Source organism: Anoxybacillus andreesenii (assembly GCF_030813005.1).
GTDB classification, from domain to species: Bacteria; Bacillota; Bacilli; order Bacillales; family Cytobacillaceae; genus Robertmurraya; species Robertmurraya andreesenii.
This window is the reverse complement of record NZ_JAUSTU010000001.1, coordinates 313197-331452: the sequence shown is the minus strand read 5'-3', so window position 1 is coordinate 331452 and position 18256 is coordinate 313197. Positions and strand designations below refer to the sequence as shown.

Genomic DNA, 18256 nt, shown 5'->3' with positions numbered 1-18256 from the left:
AGCCTAGATTCTCGGCAATGGAGAACCTAGGCTTCTAGCTATTTACAGGCTTTCAAAAAGATACCTTTATTCCTTGCCTTTGAACTTTATTTTCAACTGCACAACTTCAGATTGGGTTCCAATTCGAAATGGTGGTCCCCAAAGACCATAGCCTGACGATACAATGGAATGGAGATCGCCCTTCTTCAAATAGCCCCAGTCATTCTCATAAATGAGCCCAGTAATGATATTGGCTGGTGCAATCTGTCCTCCATGGGTGTGACCAGATAGTAAGATGTCCACTCCATTTTTACTGGCTTCATCGATTTCGTTTGGCTGGTGGTCCAGCATGATGATTGACAGGTTCTTATCAAGCGCTCCAATTAATTCCTTCATGGTTTTTCGATGTTTGTCTGTGAGATCATTTCTTCCCACCAGAAAGAAGCTATCTTCAATATTAACGGATTCATCCGAGAGCATGATGATGCCCGCCTTTTCCATTTCTTGATGCAGCTCATCTAAATCATCACCGTAGTAATCATGATTCCCAGAGGTTGCATAAACACCGAGTGGCGCTTTTATCTTCGAAAGCGTCTCTCCCATCTGTTCATCCACATAAGGCTTAATGTAATCATCAATGATATCCCCCGCAATAACGACCATATCTGGATTCATCTCTTTTGAGATGGTTACTAATCTCTCCAAATGCTTGTTTCCTACGATTTTTCCTAAATGTAGGTCAGTAACCATGAGGATATTAAATTCCTTTTGGTCTGCCTGCTTATCAATCGAGATTTCATATGTACGGACAACAGGATGCCAAGCATAATAGGAACCGCTGATAACTACCCCGATGAAAAAGATGACGAGTGCACCGCCCAAAATCTTAGCTCCACGTTTCTTATTAAGAAAGTAGATTAAATTAATGATCGGCAAGAGAATTAGGCCATATCCAATAATGAGAAACCATATCCCGCTTATGTACGCCAGCACTCTTGTGGAAAAAAACCGATCGAAAAATACACTAAAGGATAAAAAAGCAATACATGCAATATAGGCCCATTTATACCGGAAAGAAAAGCTTTGCCTCAACCAAACGAAGCCATTGTAACCGATATAAAAACAAATGGCTAAATAAACAAGTAAAAATATAGCAAAAAATAAATACATCATAAGAATGGCCCTTTCTTTATTCTAGGCTGTGTTGTTGTTCAATGTTGATTTTTGCCCTTATACGTGTGCGTGAACGTGTTTTATTCGGTACGAATAACTTAGTGAACGTACACGTATAAGGCGATACGTAGATCAACAACAAAATATAACAGAGCCCTATATTAAAGAGTCTCTTCCTATTCTACCAAATATTGTTGGTATCAAAAAAGGATAGGCTTAAGCAATTCTGCTTTGAACCTATCCCTTAATTATTAGGATTCTTTTTTTACTTCACGAAACATGGCAACATAATTCTTGATTTCCTCTGCATCATTTTTCACTGGACTGATCGAAAGCTGTTCAAGATAAATTTGGCCATCCTTCTTCTTGTTCCAAATTTCACCCTGCCAAAATCCATTCTCCTTTATAGACTCCCACATTTTCTCATAGAATTCTTTGTTGTGCTTACCTGAACGGAGGAGCCGTGGATTCTTTCCGATCACTTCTTCTTCTTTATAGCCAGTCACTTGAGTGAAGGCAGGGTTTACTTTTTCAATATTTCCTTTCAAATCGGTGACCATGACGCCTTCAACTGTGTAGTTAATGACTCGGTTGGACATTCCCAATTTTTCCTGATAAAACATCCACATGACAATAATTAAGCAGGCCATTGCAAATTGGGAAAGTGCCATAAATCCAATCGCATAGTGACCGGTTAAATTGAAGAGGAAAGTAAGAATTAACGGTGGGAAAAATCCACCTAATCCCCCCATTGCGGAAACAATCCCATTCACAATTCCAGCCTGCTTTGAAAAATACATCGGCAATAATTTGAACACAGCTCCATTTCCAAGCCCCGCAAAGAGAGCAATCGTTAAACATCCTACGGAATACCAAGTTAACGATGGGTTGAACGCAAGCAAAATGCCTGACAAGGTTAAACCAGCAAAGACAAGGATAAGAATTTTGAACGTATTAAACTTGTCACTCAACCATCCACCAATTGGGCGAAAAAGAGTGGCTATCCCAATAAATCCTGCTGTTCTCATACCAGCATCTATTTTTTCTAATCCAAAATTCGCTACAAGGAAATTTGGTAAATAAACCGTAAATGCGACAAAAGAGCCAAAGGTAACAAAATAGAATAAGCTTAAGAACCATAGTTTTTCATTCTTGTAGACACTTTTGATTTGATCCTTTAATGAAGTTACGACCTTTGGTTCGTTCTTATCCCCAAGTAAGAAGTTTAGTAGCGCAACAACAAATACTAGAATTAAATAGAGCTGAACAGTAGTTTGCCAGCCAACCTGTGTGGCAATAACCGGTGCAGCAAAGGTTGTTATCGCCGTACCAATGTTTCCTGAACCATAAATCCCGTTAATGAAACCATGACGTTCCTTTGGATAATACTTTGGCAGCGAGGTAACCCCAACGGAAAATACCGCACCGCTGATCCCTAAGAATAATCCGCCAATGAGTAGGTCCGTAAGAGAGTTGGCCTTACTGATGTAAAAAATCGGAAACAACAATAAGAGAAAACTGATCGCAAAGAGCTTTCTAGCACCATATCGATTGGTCCAATAACCAATCGGGATTCGGAGTAACGACCCAAGTACAACAGGTGTAGCTGTTACTAATGTTAATTGATTGGCACTCAAATTGATCTCCTCTTTGATGAAAGGCATCAATGAGGATAAGATCACCCAAACCATAAATCCAGAAATCAATGTAAATGTCTGTAGTGGTAATTGTACTTTTTTAAGTTTCATAGCCCTATCTCCTTTCAAACAACCATAGAAGTACTATCGATTTGTTACCATCATCGTAAAAAATCGATGGGCCTTCTGGGTGTGAAGTACTTCACATTTTTACCATGTTCATAAACATTTCATATTTCCATATTTCATCTATAAAGTGCTAAAATAATATATGTTAGAATAAAAGAATACGAAAAAATGTCAGGTGGGGATAAAATGCCTAACACGCTGAAACCTACAAAATCAATTGAGATAAAAGAATTACTTCATATTGCGGATAGAATCATTCAAGTGGAAAAAGGACAATATTTGTTCCAAGAAGGTCAGGATGCTGGCGAGCTGTATTTAGTCATTTCGGGGAAAATTCAAATAAGTAAAATCACCGCAGATGGCCGCGAGCTTTCCTTAAGAATCTGCAGCGAAAATGACATTTGTGGAGAATTAACCTTGTTCACGAATTCACCTAAATACCTTCTTAGTGCATTGATGCTTGAGGATGGAGAAATCGCGGTAATAAAAAAAGAAATGATCGAAGAGAAAATTTTTCAAGATAGTGCCCTCGGCTTTGAGTTTATCAAATGGATGAGTGACCACTTTAGAAAAACACAAATGAAGTTCCGTGATCTCGTTCTTTACGGTAAAAAAGGAGCTCTCTACTCTACCTTAATTCGGATGACAAATAGCTATGGGGTTGAGCAGGAGGATGGTATTTTAATTGATCTTCCCTTAACCAATCAGGAGCTTGGCAATTTCTGTGGAACAACACGGGAAAGTACGAATCATTTATTGAATGAACTCAAACGAAAAGGCGTTATCTCAATAGAGAAAAAGAAAATTACGATTCATGACCTCCAGTATATTAAAAAAGAAATTGATTGTGAAAATTGTCCCGCTGTTTTTTGTAGTATTGAATAACGTTCTTTTCACCAATTGCGATTAACCATAATCCAGCAACATAGCTTGAATAATGGATAGGATTAAGCTGACTCTCGAGTCAGCTTTTTTTAATTCTACGAGTCCTTTTGCCAACCACCTCTACTCCCTTTCCCGTCAACCCCGGATGTGACAAATATGTGTCAGACCCCAAAATGTGAAGTACTTTACAGCTTCTATTGTTTACGCATTGTTAAAGTAAGTTTAGTCAGGCATTCCAAATAACAGTCAAAACAAAATAAGGAGTGATTTTCCATGAAAAAGAAACGATCACCTTTACAAAATCGTTTAAAATACTTAACTCCAGTTGAAAAACAATCCAATAACCATAGCCAAACAACCTATGAAAATCGTGATTGGGAGCAAGCGTACCGCCAGAGATGGCAGCATGACAAGGTTGTACGTTCTACCCACGGCGTTAACTGTACAGGTTCATGCAGCTGGGATATTTACGTAAAGGACGGCATTGTCACCTGGGAAGGTCAAAAGCTTGACTACCCATCAACAGGTCCAGATATGCCAGATTTTGAACCACGTGGTTGCCCCCGTGGTGCGAGCTTTTCTTGGTATCTTTACAGCCCGCTGCGTGTTAAATACCCATACATCCGTGGCGTTCTTTTAGACATGTGGCGTGAGGCTTTAAAGGTAAATTCAAATCCTTTAGAAGCATGGAAGAGCATTGTTGAAAATCCTGAAAAGGCAAAGACATACAAGCAAGCAAGAGGAAAAGGCGGATTGGTGCGAGCAGAATGGCATGAAGTATTAAAGCTTATTTCGGCATCCCTACTTTACACCATCATCAAATATGGCCCAGATCGAAATGTCGGGTTCACACCGATTCCAGCGATGTCGATGATTAGCTACGCATCAGGCTCTCGCTTCATGTCTCTAATGGGCGGACCAATGCTAAGCTTCTATGATTGGTATGCGGACCTCCCTCCTGCCTCCCCACAAATTTGGGGCGATCAAACGGACGTGCCTGAAAGCAGTGACTGGTATAATTCCGGCTACATCATGACATGGGGTTCAAACGTTCCGCAAACACGGACACCTGATGCCCATTTCCTTGCAGAAGTTCGCTATCGTGGGACAAAGGTTGTTTCAGTCAGCCCTGATTACGCGGAGTCCACCAAGTTTTCTGATGATTGGATGAAGGTCAAGCAAGGAACGGATGGGGCCGTTGCCATGGCGATGGGCCATGTCATTTTGAAAGAATTCTATGTAGAGAATCAGCATGACTACTTTATCAGCTATGCGAAGCAATATACTGATTTCCCATTTGTTGTGACCTTGAAAAAAGACGGGGAGCAGTTCATTCCTGATCGCTTCCTAAATGCTGCCGACCTTGGTAAAGCAACTGAAAACGGTGAGTTTAAGCCTGTCCTTTTCAACAATCTGAACGGCAAATTGGTGATTCCTCATGGAACGATGGGCGCTCGCTGGGAAGACAAAGCAAAATGGAATCTTAAAATGATCGACGAAGAAACCGAAGAAAAAATCGATCCAAGATTGTCTTTCGAAGGAATCGAAGAAGAAATCGCAACTGTGAAGCTTCCTTATTTTTCCCATGAAGGCAATCAAATTCTTTATCGAAACGTCCCAATGAAAAAAGTAGAGGTAAATGGAGAGGTCTTCTATACAACAACCGTCTACGACCTTACACTTGCAAACTATGGGGTTGACCGTGGACTTGGTGGAACTTCGATGAACGATTCGATTTTCACACCTGAATGGCAGGAAAAAATTACTGGTGTTAAACCAGAACTAGTCACACAAATTGCTCGAGAGTTTGCCCAAAATGCCCTTGATACAAATGGTCGCTCCATGATCATCGTCGGTGCGGGAATCAATCACTGGTTCAATGCCGATACGATTTATCGCGCCGTCTTAAATCTTGTTCTATTTGTCGGTGCACAAGGTGTGAATGGTGGTGGCTGGGCTCACTATGTTGGTCAAGAGAAGCTCCGACCTGTTGAGGGCTGGCAAACGATTGCAACAGCAAAAGACTGGTCAGGTCCAGCTAAGCTTCAAAACGGAACGTCATTTTTCTATTTTTCAACAGACCAGTGGCGTTATGAAGAGCATCCAGTAAGTGATCATATTTCACCATTGTATGACAAAGCCCGCTACGATCATTATGCCGATTATAACGTTATGGCAGCAAGACTTGGCTGGCTTCCTTCTTACCCTACATTTGATCAAAACACCATTGACCTCTACAAAGAGGCTGAACAAGCTGGGGCTAATACACCTGAGGAAGTCGGAAAATATGTAGCAGCAAAACTAAAAGACCGCAAATTACAGTTCGCGATAGAAGATCCGGATAATCCTGTAAACTTCCCTAGAAATCTATTTGTTTGGCGTTCAAACCTTATTTCTAGTTCTGGAAAAGGACATGAATATTTCTTAAAGCATTTACTAGGAGCACAAAGCGGAGTATTAAATGATGATGATGACAGCCTGCGCCCTGAAGAAATTAAGTGGCATGACAAGGCGGCTGAAGGAAAACTCGATTTACTCATTGATCTTGATTTCCGTATGGCAGGTACAGGACTATATTCAGACATTATTTTACCGGCAGCAACCTGGTATGAAAAACATGATTTGAACAGTACGGATATGCATCCATTTATCCATCCATTTAATCCAGCTGTTTCAACACCATGGGAATCACGTTCAGACTGGGAGATTTTCAAATCAATTGCCAAAAACGTATCAGAAATGGCTGCTGAACTAGAAATGGAACCACTAAAAGAGGTTGTAGCTACACCATTGCTCCATGATACACCGCAGGAGCTAGCACAGCCGCTTGGAATCGTGAAGGACTGGAGTAAAGGCGAATGCGAGCCGATTCCTGGGAAAACGATGCCACAGATCCATGTCGTTGAGAGGGATTACAAGCTTATTTATGACAAAATGATCACTTTAGGACCAAATGTCAAGAACGCTCCATATGGAATAAAGGGAATTACATGGTCCGCAGAAGAAGAATATGAAAAATTGAAGAAGGTTCTTGGAACTCACCAAGGTGGAATCGGTGATGGCTGTCCTAGCATTGAAACGGCCAAAAGTGCATGTGAAGCAGTACTAACTCTTTCTTCTACTTCAAACGGAAGAATGGCGGTTAAAGCATGGGAAGCACTTGAGAAGAAAACAGATCTTGAACTAGTCGACTTAGCTGCTGAACGGGAAGAAGAATGTTTTACATTTGCCCAAATTACAGCTCAGCCAAAAACGGTGATCACCTCCCCTGCTTTTAGTGGTTCTGAAAAAGGTGGACGACGTTATTCACCATTTACAACCAATGTTGAACGACTTATTCCTTGGAGAACGATTACGGGAAGACAGTCATTCTATATTGATCATGAAACGATGCAGGAATTTGGAGAAGCAATGGCCACCTTTAAGCCAATTCTTCAACATAAACCATTTAAGAAAAACCGTCCTGAAGAGGAAGGCAAAGAAATTGTTCTGAACTACTTAACACCGCATAATAAGTGGTCGATTCACAGTATGTATTTTGATTCACAACCAATGCTCACCCTTTTCCGCGGTGGTCCAACCGTATGGATGAACAAGGATGATGCCGCTGATGTTGGCGTTCTAGATAATGATTGGATCGAGTGCTTTAACCGCAACGGTGTCGTCGTTGCAAGAGCGGTTGTCTCACACAGAATTCCAAGAGGAATGGCCTTTATGCATCACGCTCAGGACCGACATATTAACGTACCAGGTACAAACCTTACCAGCAATCGCGGAGGTACTCATAATAGCCCAACAAGAATTTATGTGAAGCCTACCCATATGATCGGTGGCTATGCACAGCTAAGCTATGGCTTTAACTATTACGGACCAACAGGAAATCAACGTGACGTAAATGTGGTCATCCGTAAACTCAAGGAGGTTGATTGGCTTGAAGATTAAAGCTCAAATTGGGATGGTCATGAATTTAGATAAATGTATTGGCTGTCATACATGTAGTGTAACCTGTAAAAACACCTGGACGAACCGTCCAGGTGCGGAATATATGTACTTCAACAACGTGGAAACAAAGCCAGGTATCGGCTATCCAAAGCGTTGGGAGGACCAGGAGAAGTATCGCGGCGGTTGGGAAGTGAAAAACGGCAAGCTTCAGCTTAAATCAGGCTCCAAAATGAAGCGATTACTCAATTTGTTTTATAATCCAGATCTTCCAGAAATCGATGATTACTATGAACCATGGAACTACGATTATGAAACATTAACCAATAGTCCAGAGCGTAAAGTTCAGCCTGTGGCTCGTCCAAAGTCGTCTCTGACTGGTGATTTCATGGAAATTCTCTGGGGACCAAACTGGGAGGATGACCTTGCTGGCGGCCATATTACTGGCCTTCAAGATCCGAACGTAGAGAAAATGGAAAACCAAATTCGCACTGAATTTGAAGATGTATTCATGATGTATCTTCCAAGAATTTGTGAACACTGTATAAACCCTGCTTGTGTAAGTGCCTGTCCTTCAGGAGCGATGTACAAACGCGATGAAGACGGGATCGTCCTTGTTGACCAGAACGCTTGCCGTGCTTGGAGACATTGTGTTACTTCCTGTCCATATAAGAAAGTATATTTTAACTGGCAAACAAATAAAGCAGAGAAGTGTACGCTATGCTTCCCAAGAATTGAAGCTGGTATGCCAACGATTTGTTCTGAGACCTGTGTAGGTCGGATTCGTTATCTTGGTGTAATGCTCTATGATGCGGATAAGGTTGAGGAAGCGGCTCTTGCCGATGAAAAGGATCTGTATCATGCACAATTAGATATTTTCCTTGATCCTCATGATCCTGAAGTTATTGCTGAGGCCAAAAAGGAAGGCATTCCAATGGAATTCATTGAGGCTGCTCAGAAATCACCTATTTACAAAATGATCATCGATTGGAAAATTGCCCTACCGCTACATCCTGAATATCGCACGATGCCAATGGTTTGGTATATTCCACCACTAAGCCCAATCATGAACATGTTTGAAGGGGTTGGAAGCAGCTCAAATGCGGAGGACATCTTCCCAGCGATCGATCAAATGAGAATTCCAATTGAATATTTGGCCAATCTTCTTACAGCCGGAGATGAGTCTCACATCCGCAACGTATTAAAGAAAATGGCGGTTATGAGAACGTATATGAGAAGTGTACAAACAAATAAGACTCCAAATGTGGATATTGTGAAAGACCTAGGCTTAAGCGAGCAGGATATTAAGGACATGTATCGCCTCCTTGCGATTGCCAAATATGAAGACCGTTTCGTTATCCCAGCATCCCATCGTGAAGAAGTCGCTGACCTTTACGATGAGCAAGGTAGCTGTGGTCTTGCCTTCGCCGGCGGCCCAGGCGCATGCGGAACACTCTAATAGGTGGTACCCCTTCCAAGTGGTACCAGGTACCGCCGGTGGACTTTTTGTCAAAAGTGTCCATATGGAGTGGACACTTTTGACTCAAATAATTGAAATGGGTGGTGAAAGCATGATTGAACAGGAAATTAAGCTAGGTTTTCAATTTTGCTCGTATTTATTGAGTTATCCCAACCAAGAATTTATTGAGTCGCTTGAGGATCTCCAAGAAGAGCTTGATTCTTTATCAAACTCCAAATTAAAAGAAGAGCTTCAGCAATTTCTAAATAAAGCTACAATTCTATCAACGGCTGATTTTATTTCTACCTATGTGGATACATTCGATTTCGGTAAGAAAACAAATCTTTACGTTACGTACATGACCAATGGAGAGCAAAGAGAAAGAGGCATGGACCTTTTATTCTTGAAAAACTATTATAAATTGCATGGATTTCATGTAACAGATAAAGAACTCCCTGATTATCTCCCAGTAATGCTTGAATTTGCGAGCCAGGTTGAGCAGGAAACATTTAGACCTATTTTTGACCGATACTTGGAAAATATTAAAGAAATCGAATCAAAATTAGATCCGAAACAGAACCTTTATGGTCACATTATGAAGGCAATGATGCTTGCTCTTAAGGAAGCGGGCATTACAAAGGCCGTAAGGAGGAGCGAAGAAATATGTACGAACAGTTTTTATGGGTAGTCCTCCCCTATATCGTCCTAACGATCTTTATCGGCGGGCATATATATCGTTATCAGCATGATCAGTTTGGGTGGACATCAAAGTCCAGTGAGCTTCTGGAAAAGAAATTGCTTCGAATAGGTAGCAATCTTTTTCATTGGGGAATTATCTTTGTATTTGGTGGACATGTGATGGGGCTATTAATTCCGATTGAAGTCTATGAGACTATGGGAGTGTCGGAGCATCAATATCACACCATCGCCCTAATTGGAGGAATTCCTGCCGGGATCGCAGCAGCAATTGGGCTTCTAATCCTTTGTTACCGACGCATGACCGTAAGGCGTCTTGTCGTAACCAGTACAAAAGGCGACTGGGTTAGTTTAATCTGTTTGGTGATTGTCGTCTTATCGGGAATGTCTGCAACATTCCTTAATATCGACTCTCAAGGATTTGATTATCGGACAACGATTGGACCTTGGCTAAGGGGAGTTCTTACCTTCCGCGCGGATGCCAGTCTGATGGCTGATGTTCCACTTTGGTTCAAAATTCATATTCTTGCTGTATTTGGAATTTTTGCGGCATGGCCGTTTACCCGCCTTGTCCATGTATTTAGTGCACCGCTTCGTTATTTATCCCGAAGCTATGTCATTTACCGTAAGCGTGGACCAAGACAGCAAAATCTATAGATAATAGAAGATGGGGCTGTCTGATTCTGATAAGCCCCAGAAAAGGCTTTCCAAAAGACAGTTACCCTATCTGTTTGGAAAGCCTTTATATTTGCCATCATAAAAATACTTTGTAATAGAGATTTATTATGGATGGGTTAGGAAATTTTAAAAAGCAAGCCATTATTGGCTATTGGGTATTGTTCAAACAATTGAATTCCGCAGGTTATACCCAATAAGAGCTATTGGGTTTCGTTCAAATGCAAGAAATCCAAATGTTTTTACTCAGTTACTAATGCTGTTTCTTTTTCCTTAAGAAGCAAGCTCGTTACAACAAATGAAACTACTGCTAGCACGGTTAGCAAAATAAAAACCGAATGCAAGCTTGATTCCAGTGCTTGACCCTTCAGCTCATCGCTCAATAACAAACCAGAAATCGCAATTCCAATGACCTGCCCAAGATTTCTCATTAAGTTATTCGATCCCATCGCTGCTCCTCGAATTTTCCATTCCACAGCCGATTGAACCGCAACTGTAAAAGCAGTAAGGGATAAGCCAAAGCCAAAACCAATCACTCCTGTTACGACCAGCATCCATGGAATCGTTGTTTCCGTATTAAAGAATACGAGCATGATACAGCTGACGATCACAACGGCAATCCCGGTTAAGGTAATACTACCGATCGACCTCTTACTCATCAGTCTTCCCGATACCATTGCACCAATCGGCCATGTGAGGGACATCGGCATCATCGCAATTCCGGAATAGGTAGCATTTAAGCCTGTCACCCCTTGCACCCATAATGGAATATAGAAAGTAACCGTAACAAGAATAAATCCTAATAAAAATCCAGAGATATTCGAAATCGTAATAAAGCGATTTTTGAACAAGGAAAGCGGCAGCATCGGCTCCTTCCCTTTTGCTTCAATCCAAAAGAATACTCCAAGGGTAATAATTGCAATAATGAATAGAAGCGAAATATTTCCTGTTAACTGCTTATTATCCTTCAGCAAGGTCAACGCATACAAAAAGGCGGTCATACAAATCGCAAAGGTAATAATTCCAGCATAGTCGATAATTTGCTTCTTCTTTTCAATGTTTTCTTGTAAAGCTGTCCAAAGAAGGAATAAGGATATAATTCCAAATGGAAGATTCATAAAGAAAATCCAATGCCATGTGATTTGATCGACAATCACTCCACCCGCTAGCGGTCCAACAATCCCGGCAATCCCCCACACACTGCTCATCCAGCCCTGCATTTTTGCACGCATCTTGAACTCGAACACATCACCAATAATCGTAAAAGGAATCGTCGCCAAAGCACCCGCTCCAATTCCTTGAATTAGGCGGAAGATGACCAATTGTTCCATCGTTTGCGAGATTCCTGAAAGCATTGAACCAATAAGGAAAATAATCGTACCAATGGTAAACATCAGCTTTCTTCCGTATAAATCAGCGAGCTTCCCAAATACAGGTGTACTGATAACTAATGCCAATAAATAGATTGAAATCACCCATGTATATAGATGACTTCCTCCTAAATCTTCCACAATTCTTGGCATTGCCGTACTGACTATCGTCCCTTCAATCGCCGTCAAAAAAGTTGCAATTAAGAGGGCAACGATCACTAATTTCTTATTTGTTTCCTTTTGCAAAACTGTTCCCCCTTTTATCATCCAATACAAAAGCACCCTTGCTATAGAAGGTGCTTACTAGATTTTACTATTTCTTTTCGTTACTTTTCGCAAGATAAAATCTTTGATAATTACATTATACAAGAAAAACTATTGGATTTACACATTTTCGTTCTAACGTATAAAGCTCTTCTCTCCAAAAGGAAATGCTCGCGCCCCTCAAGTAAAAAAATTCTCCATTGTAGCATGAATGGTCTGTGGGCTTACCCCAAAACCTTGAGATTCTTGCTAAGGATCATTTTTTCAGGGGCAAACAAAAAGACCAAATCATCGAGGATTTGATCTTTCTTAGGGAGCGCATCATTCATTCTAGTGCCCTGTAGCCATGGCTTGTGCTTTCGTAGCCTGGACTGTTCCATATGGATGCTGTGGTGGAGCATAAATAGAGTAGAGTTTTAGTGGGGAGCTACCTGTATTTCTTACATTATGCCATGTTCCAGCAGGGACCATAATGGCAGAATCATCGGATACTCTTTTAACAAAATTTAGATTGTCCCTGCTCCTTCCCATTTGAACAACCCCTCGACCCTTTTCAATACGGAGGAATTGATCTAGATGAGGATGAATTTCTAAGCCAATATCCTCCCCAGGTTTCAGGCTCATTAATGTCACCTGCAAATGATGTCCAGTCCATAAAGCCATTCGATAATTGTTGTTTTGCCTTGAGGCCGTATTAATATTTACTACAAATGGATTTGGACCATTATCCTTTAGCTTTAGGTAGTTGCTCTGATTCGTGGTCGGTAGAATGTTAATTCGGTTTGCATCGTCAAACCAATACATAGGTTGTCTCACATACATTGGATGATATTGATAATGGTATGGAAATGAACGATAAGGATCGTACATATTATTCAACCCCTTCACATATTTACAAAATCATCCTATGCGACATATGAGGGGAGTGTACTTCTTAATGACTTTTTTATTCCTATGAATCACGAGTGTAAAGAAGACAATTTTATAACAAACCTGATTGGCTACCCGTTGAACAAGATTCTCTTTTATCTAGTAGACCAAGGCCCTTGTTTTAGCCCCCCTAGGATACTACATCGAAAGTGTAAGGACCGTCCAAATCAGGATGATTGATTAGACGAATGATTTTCGGCTCACATTCGATTACAATATAGTTCGGATCATTCGGTCCCTCCAAATATTTGAGAAAATTATCATGCCATAGACGGTCCTTTAATTCCTTTTCATCGTGGATAGTGGCCGTTGCGCTGATATCCAAATAAGGCTTACCAAATCCTCCACCTTCAAACCCCAGCAAAATATGAACCTTGTCATTGTGTTCAATATCTCGTACCTTATTGGTCTGCTTACTGGATACACAATACAACTTGAAGCCATCATGGCGGAAGATCATATACCGTGAAAAGGGTTGATCTCCTCTCATCGTGCTCAGCGTCCCAAGTCGGCTCTCACTAATTATTCTAGAAATTTCATTTAAAAGGTTTTCTTTTTCCATAATGTCACCACTTTCATCAAAACTAACTTTTCCCCTTAACTATACACTTCTATTCTTTCATTCTCAGTGACAAAGCTCAATAAAACAAAAAAGCACAGTCCCTTTTTATGGGACTATGCCGAATCACTTAGTTATCCACTTTCTCTGTTCTTATTGTGAGCCCTTTTCTCAGGGTGTTACCAATGGTACAAGCTCTTTCAGCTGAAACGATAAGCTTGTTCTTGTAAGAATCCTCAAGATGAGGAGGAAGAGTGATTTTCATGATGCATTCCTCAAACCGTGATGGACTATCACCTGCTTTGATTGCATTGACCTCAACGGAAAAATCGCCCTCTTGATACTCAATTCCGTCACGCTCGAACATTCGTTGAATAACGATGGTCGTGCAAAGCGCCAACGAAGCTTCAAGCATTTCCTTTGGATTCAGTCCTTCTAGGTTCGCAGAGAAACTTCCTTCTACCTGGTAACCTGCTTCATTATAAACTCCGAATTGACCATCCTTTTTCTTAATGATTGCCATTCTATTCTCCTCCTTATGTTTCCCGTCTACCGCAACGAATCAATACAAATGGCAAGCAACAAAATGCTTCGACTCCATTTCTTTTTTGACGGGAACTTCTTTTTTACAAATATCCATCGCAAAAGGACATCGAGTGTGAAACATGCATCCAGATGGTGGATTCAATGGAGATGGAATTTCTCCTTTTAACACAATGCGTTCCTTTTTATGCTCCCTGTTGGCACCAGGCACTGCCGAAAACAAGGCCTTCGTATAAGGGTGAAGCGGGGAAGCAAACAAGCTATCTGTCGGAGCCTCCTCCACAATTTTCCCTAAATACATAACCCCAATTCGGTCGGAAATATGCCTTACCACACTGATATCATGGGTAATAAAAAGATATGTCAGCTTCAGATCGTCCTGCAGCTTTTTTAGTAGATTAATAACCTGGGATTGAATCGAAACATCAAGAGCCGAAACTGGTTCATCATAAATAACGACCTTTGGATTCATGACAAGAGCTCTAGCAAGACCAAGACGCTGTCTTTGTCCACCAGAAAACTCGTGAGGATAGCGATAATAATGCTCTACACCCAGGCCAACTTTATTCAAGATATCAAAAACCCTTTCTCTCCGCTCCTCCTTTGAACCAAGGGAGTGAATCACTAAAGGCTCCTCTAACGTTTGCCCAATCCGCTTGCGAGGATTCAACGATGAGTATGGATCCTGAAACACCATTTGCAAATCCTTGCGCAGACTGCGAAGCTCTTTTTTCGAGGCTTGAAAAATATCTTGATTCTTATAGATTGTCTTTCCGCCAGTCGGTTCAGTCAAACGAAGAAGAGTTCTTCCTGTGGTACTCTTCCCACAGCCCGATTCTCCAACAAGGCCATAGGTCTCTCCTTCAAACAACTGAAACGAGACATCATTGACCGCTTTGACTTGCCCCTTTACTCCTCCTATGCGTCCAAGCTGACCAGTGACAGGAAAGAACTTTTGTAAATTTCGAACATCAAGAAGCGGTTCATTTGCTTGCTCGGCCATATGCACCCTCCTCGTCAATTTTTTCATAATGCCAGCATCTGACCCTATGATTTCCTTCATGTACCCTTAGTTCAGGAGCACTCTCTCGACATTGATCATCGGCAAAGGGACAACGTGAGGCAAAACGGCAGCCCTTTGGAACATTGTCAAGGGAAGGTACCGTCCCTTTTATGACATGAAGTTCCTTCGAGCGGTCCCCATCCAATTGAGGAATCGATTGCATTAATCCTCTTGTATATGGGTGGAGCGGACGAGTGAACAACTGATCCGTATCCATTTCCTCTACTATTTGACCGAGATACATGACCATCACTCGTGTACAAACCTCTGCAACAACCCCCAAATCATGTGTGATAAAAATGACGCCCATCCCGAGCTTTTTATTCAACTCCACCATTAAATCTAGGATTTGCGCTTGAATTGTAACGTCTAAGGCTGTCGTCGGCTCATCAGCAATAAGCAGCTTAGGCTCACATGATAAAGCCATCGCAATCATGGCCCGCTGCTGCATCCCTCCTGATAATTGATGAGGATACTCATTCACTCTTTTCTCAGGAGCTGGAATACCCACTAACCTTAACATTTCAACTGCTTTGTCAAAGGCTTCCTTTTTCGAAACCTTTTGGTGCAGCCGGATGGATTCTCTAATTTGATCCCCAATGGTATAAACAGGATTCAATGAGCTGAGTGGATCTTGGAAAATCATCGAAATGTCATTCCCACGGATCTTCTGCATTTTCCCATTGGAAAATGCCAAAAGATTTTCTCCGTTGAAATTAATTTCGCCTTCGTATTCAACCGTGTACTTCTCATCAAAAAGGCGCATAATCGACTGAGACATCACACTTTTCCCACAGCCGGATTCACCAACGACTCCGACAATCTCTCCTTCATGAACGTGGAAGCTAACCCCATCCACTGCCGTTACCTGACCCCGATCTGTATAAAAATGCGTTCTTAAATTTTTCACTTCTAAAAGAGGCTGACCCGTCATGAATATTAACCTCCTACTCTCTTACTCTTCCGTCTTTTGAATTTCCTTGTTGTATGTGGGTCAAAATAGTCTCGAAGACCATCCCCCAATAGATTCAATCCTAATACGGAAATAATAATGAACAAACCCGGATAAACAACCATCCACCATGCCTTAAAGATGACTAATTTCCCCGCCTGTAGGATATTTCCCCAGCTTGGATCTGGAGCGGGAATCCCTGCCCCAAGAAAGCTCAGAGCCGCCTCGGAAATAATCGTCTCCGCAAACACAAAGGTTGCCTGCACAATAAGTGGAGAAATGGTGTTTGGTGCAATATGCCCCCAAATAATGCGAAATGAGCCAGCCCCTTGGGCATGCATCGCTTCTATATAGGTCTGCTCCCGAATAACAAGAGCGGAGGAGCGAACGACCCGTGCAATATTAGGTGTAAAAACGATCGAAAGGGCAATGATGACATTTGTTGCTGATGGACCAAGCGCCGCCATCAGCGCGATAGCAAGAAGAATCCCAGGAATCGCCATCAAACCATCACAAATTCGCATCAAGATATGATCAAGGGTTCGGTAATAGCTCGCATAAAGTCCGATTATCATCCCAAGTAATGATGATATGATGGTAACCGCTACACCGATTCCAATCGATACACGAGTACCATAGACAATTCGGGTTAAAAGATCGCGACCATATTCATCCGTACCTAATAGATGTAAGGAGCTAGGTGCTTTTAATCTTTCAGTAACTTTCATTTCATAGGGATCAAAAGACATCAGGCTAGGGCCAAAGAGAGCAATTATCATTAAAAAGATGAAAATAATACTTCCGAGCATCATAAATTTATTGGATCGAATTTTTCTCATGATCAATTGGCGTTGTTGTTTCTTAAGATTCGCCTTTATCGTGAGATATTCATCCGTTCTTTTCAATTCTTCCATCATCCAGCCCCTCCCTACTTCCGTTCTAGCCTTACTCTTGGATCAATGACACCATATAGTAAATCAACGATTAAATTAATAAGCACATATACCAATGTAACAAAGAGGACAACTCCCTGTATCACAGCAAAATCTCTTCGTTCAATGGAATTGATAATGAGCTGGCCAATTCCAGGTAGATTGAAGATTGTTTCAACCACAACTGCACCTGTAACAAGCGTTCCAAAGGATTGACCAATCACCGTAAGAATGGGAAGAAAGGCATTTCTTAGGGCGTGCTTAATCACAACTTTATATTCTTTGACACCCTTTGATCTTGCCGTTTTGATAAAATTCGTATTCAATACCTCTAGCATCGATGAGCGTGTCATTTTTGCCACTAGTGCCGCCTGTATGGCTCCGAGTGAAATGGCCGGCAAAATTAAATATTTAATATGCTCCCATAACCCCTCCTGAATGGGCTCATAACCTGCAACTGGCAGCCATTGCAGATGCACACCGACAAGGAGCATGAGCAATAGCCCAAGTAAAAAGCTTGGAACTGCCATTCCCAATAAAGATATAACCATAAGCGATTGATCGATCGCCGAGCCACGACGATAAGCCGCAATAATTCCTACTGGTATCGCTAGTATCAGTGCAACAATTTCTCCTAGGATGGCCAATGAAAGCGTCGGCTCCAAATGCTTCATAATGGCTTCTGTAACCGGCTCCTTCATGAAGTAGGAGTTCCCTAAATCCCCATGAATGACGTCTGTTACCCAATTAAAGTATTGTTCATAAATCGGGAGGTTAAGTCCCATCTCTTCACGCAATTCCTGGACCTGGTCCTCAGTGGCTTCTAAGCCAAGAATGACTGCTGCCGGTTCACCAGGAGTGATATGCACAATTAAAAAAATCGCTACTGAAACGACAAATAAAACAGGGATCAGCGAAAGTACACGTTTCAATATATATCCAATCAAAAGAAGTCCCTCCTTTTCTGAGCATGATCGGCTTTATACATTAGAACAAGAACAACTGAAAAGTAACGCTGTCTTGACAGATTGAATCCTCCATCACAATACATGAGATGGAGGATTCGCAAAA

15 protein-coding genes are annotated in these 18256 nt (G+C 41.5%); 5 read left to right on the top strand and 10 right to left on the bottom strand.

Annotated elements, in window-relative coordinates; all coding sequences use genetic code 11:
• Nucleotides 1-66: 66 nt before the first annotated feature.
• Together J2S07_RS01660 and J2S07_RS01655 are read right to left on the bottom strand one after the other, a co-directional pair.
• On the bottom strand, nucleotides 67-1152 hold the full coding sequence (locus J2S07_RS01660; RefSeq protein WP_307148653.1) for a metallophosphoesterase: 1086 nt from the start codon (nucleotides 1150-1152) through the stop codon (nucleotides 67-69).
• A 251-nt stretch (nucleotides 1153-1403) separates the two neighbouring features.
• The gene (locus J2S07_RS01655; RefSeq protein ID WP_307148652.1) at nucleotides 1404-2900 is read right to left on the bottom strand and encodes a nitrate/nitrite transporter; all 1497 of its coding nucleotides are present in this window, start codon (nucleotides 2898-2900) and stop codon (nucleotides 1404-1406) included.
• Between the two features lie 204 nt (nucleotides 2901-3104).
• On the opposite strand from J2S07_RS01655, the gene J2S07_RS01650 reads away from it, so the two are divergent.
• The 5 genes from J2S07_RS01650 to narI all read left to right on the top strand — a co-directional run bounded on the left by J2S07_RS01650 (nucleotide 3105) and on the right by narI (nucleotide 10554).
• The gene (locus J2S07_RS01650) at nucleotides 3105-3803 is read left to right on the top strand and encodes a Crp/Fnr family transcriptional regulator (protein WP_307148651.1); all 699 of its coding nucleotides are present in this window, start codon (nucleotides 3105-3107) and stop codon (nucleotides 3801-3803) included.
• Nucleotides 3804-4076: 273 nt separating this feature from the next.
• Nucleotides 4077-7745, top strand: coding sequence for a nitrate reductase subunit alpha (locus J2S07_RS01645; RefSeq protein ID WP_307148650.1), 3669 nt, complete (start codon nucleotides 4077-4079; stop codon nucleotides 7743-7745).
• A complete protein-coding gene (gene narH, locus J2S07_RS01640; RefSeq protein WP_307148649.1) occupies nucleotides 7735-9201 on the top strand; it encodes a nitrate reductase subunit beta in 1467 nt (488 codons plus the stop codon). The genes J2S07_RS01645 and narH overlap by 11 nt, the downstream gene beginning before the upstream one ends.
• 79 nt (nucleotides 9202-9280) lie before the next feature.
• A complete protein-coding gene (gene narJ / locus J2S07_RS01635; protein ID WP_307148648.1) occupies nucleotides 9281-9889 on the top strand; it encodes a nitrate reductase molybdenum cofactor assembly chaperone in 609 nt (202 codons plus the stop codon).
• Nucleotides 9865-10554 (top strand): respiratory nitrate reductase subunit gamma, encoded by a 690-nt coding sequence (gene narI / locus J2S07_RS01630; protein WP_307148647.1) that lies wholly within the window; start codon nucleotides 9865-9867, stop codon nucleotides 10552-10554. Before narJ ends, narI begins: the two co-directional genes overlap by 25 nt.
• Before the next feature lie 260 nt (nucleotides 10555-10814).
• Here the strand turns inward: narI and J2S07_RS01625 are convergent, their stop codons facing one another.
• The 8 genes from J2S07_RS01625 to J2S07_RS01590 form a co-directional block, all read right to left on the bottom strand.
• The gene (locus J2S07_RS01625) at nucleotides 10815-12188 is read right to left on the bottom strand and encodes an MDR family MFS transporter (RefSeq protein WP_307148646.1); all 1374 of its coding nucleotides are present in this window, start codon (nucleotides 12186-12188) and stop codon (nucleotides 10815-10817) included.
• 348 nt (nucleotides 12189-12536) lie between these two features.
• Nucleotides 12537-13076 carry a cupin domain-containing protein gene (locus J2S07_RS01620; RefSeq protein ID WP_307148645.1) on the bottom strand — a complete coding sequence of 180 codons (540 nt, stop codon included), beginning with the start codon at nucleotides 13074-13076 and terminating at the stop codon, nucleotides 12537-12539.
• A gap of 190 nt (nucleotides 13077-13266) precedes the next feature.
• The gene (locus J2S07_RS01615; protein ID WP_307148644.1) at nucleotides 13267-13698 is read right to left on the bottom strand and encodes a pyridoxamine 5'-phosphate oxidase family protein; all 432 of its coding nucleotides are present in this window, start codon (nucleotides 13696-13698) and stop codon (nucleotides 13267-13269) included.
• A gap of 127 nt (nucleotides 13699-13825) precedes the next feature.
• On the bottom strand, nucleotides 13826-14218 hold the full coding sequence (locus J2S07_RS01610; RefSeq protein WP_307148643.1) for an OsmC family protein: 393 nt from the start codon (nucleotides 14216-14218) through the stop codon (nucleotides 13826-13828).
• A 39-nt stretch (nucleotides 14219-14257) separates the two neighbouring features.
• A complete protein-coding gene (locus tag J2S07_RS01605; protein ID WP_307148642.1) occupies nucleotides 14258-15241 on the bottom strand; it encodes an ABC transporter ATP-binding protein in 984 nt (327 codons plus the stop codon).
• On the bottom strand, nucleotides 15222-16235 hold the full coding sequence (locus J2S07_RS01600; RefSeq protein ID WP_307148641.1) for an ABC transporter ATP-binding protein: 1014 nt from the start codon (nucleotides 16233-16235) through the stop codon (nucleotides 15222-15224). Before J2S07_RS01600 ends, J2S07_RS01605 begins: the two co-directional genes overlap by 20 nt.
• A 5-nt stretch (nucleotides 16236-16240) precedes the next feature.
• Complete coding sequence (locus J2S07_RS01595) at nucleotides 16241-17167, bottom strand: ABC transporter permease (RefSeq protein WP_307148640.1); 927 nt, start codon at nucleotides 17165-17167, stop codon at nucleotides 16241-16243.
• A 14-nt stretch (nucleotides 17168-17181) separates the two neighbouring features.
• Complete coding sequence (locus J2S07_RS01590) at nucleotides 17182-18132, bottom strand: ABC transporter permease (protein WP_307148639.1); 951 nt, start codon at nucleotides 18130-18132, stop codon at nucleotides 17182-17184.
• Between the last annotated feature and the right edge of the window lie 124 nt (nucleotides 18133-18256).

Excerpts from the sequence above, each read along its gene's own strand:
- J2S07_RS01645 (WP_307148650.1), top strand. The coding sequence starts at position 4,077 with ATGAAAAAGAAACGATCACCTTTACAAAATCGTTTAAAATACTTAACT.
- J2S07_RS01660 (WP_307148653.1), bottom strand. The coding sequence starts at position 1,152 with ATGATGTATTTATTTTTTGCTATATTTTTACTTGTTTATTTAGCCATT.
- narI (WP_307148647.1), top strand. The coding sequence starts at position 9,865 with ATGTACGAACAGTTTTTATGGGTAGTCCTCCCCTATATCGTCCTAACG.
- J2S07_RS01655 (WP_307148652.1), bottom strand. The coding sequence starts at position 2,900 with ATGAAACTTAAAAAAGTACAATTACCACTACAGACATTTACATTGATT.
- J2S07_RS01610 (WP_307148643.1), bottom strand. The coding sequence starts at position 14,218 with ATGGCAATCATTAAGAAAAAGGATGGTCAATTCGGAGTTTATAATGAA.
- J2S07_RS01615 (WP_307148644.1), bottom strand. The coding sequence starts at position 13,698 with ATGGAAAAAGAAAACCTTTTAAATGAAATTTCTAGAATAATTAGTGAG.
- J2S07_RS01650 (WP_307148651.1), top strand. The coding sequence starts at position 3,105 with ATGCCTAACACGCTGAAACCTACAAAATCAATTGAGATAAAAGAATTA.
- J2S07_RS01595 (WP_307148640.1), bottom strand. The coding sequence starts at position 17,167 with ATGGAAGAATTGAAAAGAACGGATGAATATCTCACGATAAAGGCGAAT.
- J2S07_RS01600 (WP_307148641.1), bottom strand. The coding sequence starts at position 16,235 with ATGACGGGTCAGCCTCTTTTAGAAGTGAAAAATTTAAGAACGCATTTT.
- J2S07_RS01620 (WP_307148645.1), bottom strand. The coding sequence starts at position 13,076 with ATGTACGATCCTTATCGTTCATTTCCATACCATTATCAATATCATCCA.
- J2S07_RS01605 (WP_307148642.1), bottom strand. The coding sequence starts at position 15,241 with ATGGCCGAGCAAGCAAATGAACCGCTTCTTGATGTTCGAAATTTACAA.